This window comes from Streptomyces sp. WM6386, from assembly GCF_000972385.1.
Classification (GTDB): Bacteria; Actinomycetota; Actinomycetes; order Streptomycetales; family Streptomycetaceae; genus Streptomyces.
Genome location: NZ_JXTE01000137.1, coordinates 1 through 4,641, shown reverse-complemented (window position 1 = coordinate 4,641; position 4,641 = coordinate 1). Strand labels below are relative to the sequence as shown.

Genomic DNA, 4,641 nt, shown 5'->3' with positions numbered 1-4,641 from the left:
CCCGTCCCACCACCCCCGGCGCCCGCCTTCCAGCGCGCCCCCGCTCGCGGTACCGCCGCCCCTGCTCCGGCGCGGCCCAACCGTGGCCGAACACCGGGTCGTTGATGATTCGACATGACTGCCGCGTGCCCGACGGGGCATGGATCCCGTGAACGTGTTCGAGCAGGAGGGGAACCGACATCGGCACGCGGGCGGGGGTCATGAAAAGGCAGGCGCGAGGAGGCGGTCCCATGGCGATCGGGGCCTTCTCGGCACAGACGGTGGAGGACGTGGCCGCGGGCGCCGGGGCGCAGGCGTCTCAGCTCAGGCGCAGACTCGGGAAGGCGGACCTGCGGGCGGTGCCCGAAGTCCGCAGAGCGCTCCGGGAGTTGTTACGACAATGGGGGAGGCCGGGGCGATCGGAGATAGCGGAACTGCTCACCAGTGAGCTCGTGACCAACGCGCTCATCCACACCGATCACGACGCGGTGGTGACGGCCACCGTCGGACCCGGCGGACTCAGGGTCGAGGTACGGGACTTCGTGGCCCGCCGACCCAGACTGCGCGTACCGAACGCCGACGACGGTACGCACGGCCGGGGCCTGGTCCTCGTCCAGTCCCTCGCGGACGCGTGGGGCGTGCGGGCGCACGGGGTGGGCAAGGCGGTGTGGTTCGAACTCGACGCCGGGACCGCGTGACATCGCAGCCGGATGACGCCGGTGTCCCATGACGAACGGGAGGGGGGTACGGCCGTGTGAGGCCGTACCCCCCTCCCGTGATGCCCGAAGGCCTAGCCGAACTGCTGCTCGAGGTCCTTGAGCTTGCGCTCCAGGGAGTCGAGTCGCGGCAGGGCCATGGTGTCGTCCTCGGCGGTGAGGTCGACGGTGATGGGGTCAGTACCCTTGCGGACGGGCTGCAGGGACGGCCGTGAGCGTACGGGCAGTTGCTCCGGCGTCGATATGGCAGGCTCCGCGGAGACCATGTCAGAGCCCCGCTCCAGGGCCTGGGTCTCGCCCGGCCGGCCGCCACCGCGGCCGATGAATCCGCGGTGACCGCGGCTGATGGCCTTGAGCTGGGCGCGCTCCATGCGCTCCTTGTCGCGGCGGCGCAGTCGGGCGGTCTCCTTCTGGCGCTTGTCCTCGCGGACCTCGTCGACCGCCTCGTCCAGGCTGCGCACGTTCTCCAGCAGCATCAGCGACCAGGCCCTGTAGGTCTCGCGAGGGGCCCGCAGCCAGCGGACGATGCGGATCTGCGGCAGCGGACGCGGCACCAGACCCTGCTCGCGCAGGGCGGCCCGGCGGGTCTGCTTCAGCGCGCGGTCGAAGAGGACGGCCGCCGAGAGGGACATGCCGGCGAAGAAGTGCGGGGCACCCGCGTGGGCGAGGCCCCGGGGCGCGTGCACCCAGTTGAACCAGGCCGCGGCACCCGCGAACGTCCATACGAGTATCCGGGAGCCGAGGGCCGCGTCACCGTGGCTGGCCTCGCGTACCGCGAGGACGGAGCAGAACATCGCCGCGCCGTCCAGGCCGAACGGCACCAGGTACTGCCAGCCGTTGTCCAGGCCCAGGTTCTGCTCACCGAAGCCGACCAGGCCCTTGAAGGAGAGTGCGGCCGCGACGGCGGCGCAGCAGAAAAGGAGTACATAGGAGGCCGTTCCGTATATGGCTTCCTTGCGCCTGCGGCGCTCCTCGCTGCGCTCCCAGGAGTCCTCGGTCTTCGCGTGCTCCCCGGCGGACCGCTTGCCGCGCGCCAGCACCGCTACCGCTGCCAGCATGCCCAGGAGCAGTACGGCGCCCGGAAGCAACCAGTTCAGCGATATGTCGGTCAGTCTCATCTGGGGTCCCTTGCATTGGGATAGGGCGTGTAACGCCCGCCATAGTGGCCCAATCCCACTGGCCCTCAGGGGGTTTCGGGGCAAGAGGCCGCCAAGGAGGTGCAAGGGAATGCCCAGGGCGGCGTTCTGCTCGAACTGCCGCGTGAGGGGCGGGAGTTGAGTTCGAATAAGACTACCCGTACGGGTGGTTCCACGGAAAGTTCCTGCGCCAGGTGAGGAAATTGTGAATCGCCTGTAACCGAGTGGCAGCCCTGTTCGCCGATGATCTTACGGGACGCCGACTCGCACCTGCGCCCCAGGGGTCCTCAACTGGCGGCTTCGGCCAGGAGTTTGACGACACGGTCGGCGTCGCAGGTGCGCGGGCAGGTGGCGCAGGTGTCCTCGGGCTCCAGCGTGTAGTACATGCAGCAGCTGGCCCGGTCCCGGGTGGGCAGCGCCTCGCCGCGCGGTCCCGTCAGCTGCCGGAAGGCCGCCGCGCCGACGTACGGCTTCGTCGAGCCCGGCAGCAGCAGCTCCAGCTCCCGCTGGGCCCGCGCCTGCTCGTTCTCGCCGAGCAGCTGGGCGACGTACCAGAGCCCCTCGACGATCTCGTCGGTCACCATGCCCCACAGCGCCCGTCCGCGCCGCCGCATCCGCGGCCCGAACCCGCCGAGCACGGGCTCCAGGTGCTCGGCGATCGCTGACCGCACCTCGGCCCGCAGCGCCTCCTCGTCGGGGACGACGCGGGCGCCGGGCAGCTCGGCGGCGGGATCGCCCGGCAGGCAGGTGAAGGCGCCGGTCCGCACGGCGAAGGTCATCGGCCCCCCGGTCCGGTCGTACGAGACATGCGTCACGGGCAAGCGCGGCACCCGGCGCCGCAGGAACCACGGCGCGGTGATCAGCAGACAGACGGGCCAGGCGTACCGGTGCAGCCCGAAGCTCGCGATGACGTCCGGGCGTCCGCCGCGCCCGTGGTCTCGCAGCACCTGTGCGTCGTCCCACGCCAGGAAGGCGTCGAGGCCGGCCCCGCCCTCCGCGAGCGAGGCGGCGGTGACCCAGCCGCCGCCCCGAGGGGCCTGGTCCGCACTGTCCAGCTCCGTGACGGTGAGTCCCGGGAAAGCCTCGGTCAGACGGTTGTAGGCGTCGGTGAGGGCCGAGGTGCGCACGGTCATGCGGGGACCACCGATCCAAGACAGTTGTACGACTGTTTTGAAGGTAAGCCTAGCCTTACCCAAGATCGCCGGGATTTGAACCCGGGGCTTCTGCGCCTAAGGTGCTTGACGGACGAGTAACAACCCGCCGTAATGACCTCAAGTACCGACACGTCCGCAGGAGGACCCGTGAAGCCGAGCGCGCAGGGCTCCACCGGGACGGGGGTTCCACCAGCGGTACGTGTACCGCCGCAGCTCACGGCGGCGAGGGGTGAGCATACGCATGGCGAGCGGCCCCGTCCCGAGCCGGCCGGACCTCCGGTCGGCGTGGCGCGACCGCGCCCCGGAGGCTCTGTGCCGGAGCCCCGTACCGAGCGCACGCGTACCGACGACGACGTCGCCCCGCAGGTCCGTGCCGACCGGCCCCCCGCCGAGCCGCCCGTCCGGCCCGTCGTGCAGCGGGCCTCCGTGCGCGGGCAGATCCTCGACGCCCTGCGGACCGCGCTGGTCTCCGGCGAGCTGATGCCCGGTGAGGTCTACTCGGCGCCCGTTCTCGGTGACCGCTTCGGGGTGTCCGCGACGCCGGTCCGTGAGGCCATGCAGCAGCTCGCGCTGGAGGGCGCCGTCGAGGTCGTGCCCAACCGCGGGTTCCGGGTCGTGGAGCGGGGGGCGCGGGAGCTGGGTGAGCTGGCCGAGGTGCGTGCGCTGATCGAGGTGCCGGTGATGCTGCGGCTGGCGCGTACCGTGACGGTCGAGCGGTGGGCCGAGTTGCGGCCGCTCGCCGAGGCGACGGTGCGGGCCGCGTCGAGCGGCAGCCGGGCGGCGTACGCCGAGTCCGACCGCGCCTTCCATCGTGCGGTCCTCGCCCTCGCCGGCAACGAACAGCTCGTCCAGATCGCCGACGACCTCCACCGACGCGCCCAGTGGCCCCTCGTCGGCGCCCCCGCCTCCCGCGGCCGCGCGGAACTCGTGTCGGACGCGGCGGAACACACCGCGCTGCTGGACGCGTTGATCGCCGGGGACGTGGATGTGGTGCGGGTGCTGGTGGGCGAACACTTCACGGGCGCGAGCTGAGGTTTCCTCGCCCCCGCCGCCCTCACCCGTTCCCATCCCCAGGGGTTGCCGCCCCTTCGACCCCGCTCCCAGGGGGCTCCGCCCCCTGGACCCCCGCTCCTCAAACGCCGGAGGGGCTGGATTCACTGACGCCGGCCGTGGGGGTCTGGGGGCGCAGCCCCCAGGGACGGGACGGGTAGGGGCGGCGGGGGCGAAGAAACCCCCGGTCGCCTCAGGCCGTAGCCGCCGGTGGTGGTGCCAGCTGTTGGGACAGCCACGTCGGTACCCCGCCCAGCAGACGGAACAGCCGCCGGGCCTCCTCCCGCAACCGAGAGGCCTCCGGCTCGACTTCCGCGTCCGCCAGGGAGGCCAACGCCGGGGCCGTGCCCACCAGGTACCCCAACTCCTCACGGATCCGCAGGGATTCGGCGAAGCCGTGCCGCGCCTCGGCCAACTCGCCGTCCCGAAGGGCGAGTCCGGCGAGGTGACGCCAGGTGAAGGACAGCAGCGGGGGATCGGCAGGACCCCCCGCCCCCGCATGCGCCCGCCGATACGCCGCCCGCGCCGACTGCGGCGAACGCGCCAGGTTCTCCGCCAGCAGCCCCCGCCGGAAGTCCAGCAAGGCCCGCCCCGCCGCCCCCGGAG

General features: G+C 72.1%; 4 protein-coding genes and 1 pseudogene. 2 read left to right on the top strand and 3 right to left on the bottom strand.

Annotation, left to right across the window (positions count from 1 at the left end; all coding sequences use genetic code 11):
• Positions 1-230 precede the first annotated feature (230 nt).
• On the top strand, positions 231-677 hold the full coding sequence (locus TN53_RS39940) for an ATP-binding protein (protein ID WP_095046987.1): 447 nt from the start codon (positions 231-233) through the stop codon (positions 675-677).
• A 92-nt stretch (positions 678-769) separates the two neighbouring features.
• Here the strand turns inward: TN53_RS39940 and TN53_RS39935 are convergent, their stop codons facing one another.
• Both TN53_RS39935 and TN53_RS39930 read right to left on the bottom strand, forming a co-directional pair.
• Entirely contained in the window at positions 770-1,813 is a 1,044-nt protein-coding gene (locus tag TN53_RS39935) for a DUF2637 domain-containing protein (RefSeq protein WP_046263766.1), read from the bottom strand.
• A 305-nt stretch (positions 1,814-2,118) separates the two neighbouring features.
• Positions 2,119-2,964, bottom strand: coding sequence for a (2Fe-2S)-binding protein (locus TN53_RS39930; protein ID WP_046263765.1), 846 nt, complete (start codon positions 2,962-2,964; stop codon positions 2,119-2,121).
• Between the two features lie 132 nt (positions 2,965-3,096).
• Between TN53_RS39930 and TN53_RS39925 the strand changes: the two genes are divergently transcribed.
• Complete coding sequence (locus TN53_RS39925; RefSeq protein WP_420719164.1) at positions 3,097-4,017, top strand: FCD domain-containing protein; 921 nt, start codon at positions 3,097-3,099, stop codon at positions 4,015-4,017.
• 211 nt (positions 4,018-4,228) lie between these two features.
• Here the strand turns inward: TN53_RS39925 and TN53_RS39920 are convergent.
• Positions 4,229-4,641, bottom strand: a pseudogene (locus TN53_RS39920) (hypothetical protein); the annotation flags it as partial.

Bases quoted from the DNA above. Each gene is read 5' to 3' on its own strand.
- TN53_RS39940 (WP_095046987.1), top strand. From the start codon at position 231: ATGGCGATCGGGGCCTTCTCGGCACAGACGGTGGAGGACGTGGCCGCG.
- TN53_RS39935 (WP_046263766.1), bottom strand. From the start codon at position 1,813: ATGAGACTGACCGACATATCGCTGAACTGGTTGCTTCCGGGCGCCGTA.
- TN53_RS39930 (WP_046263765.1), bottom strand. From the start codon at position 2,964: ATGACCGTGCGCACCTCGGCCCTCACCGACGCCTACAACCGTCTGACC.
- TN53_RS39925 (WP_420719164.1), top strand. From the start codon at position 3,097: ATGACCTCAAGTACCGACACGTCCGCAGGAGGACCCGTGAAGCCGAGC.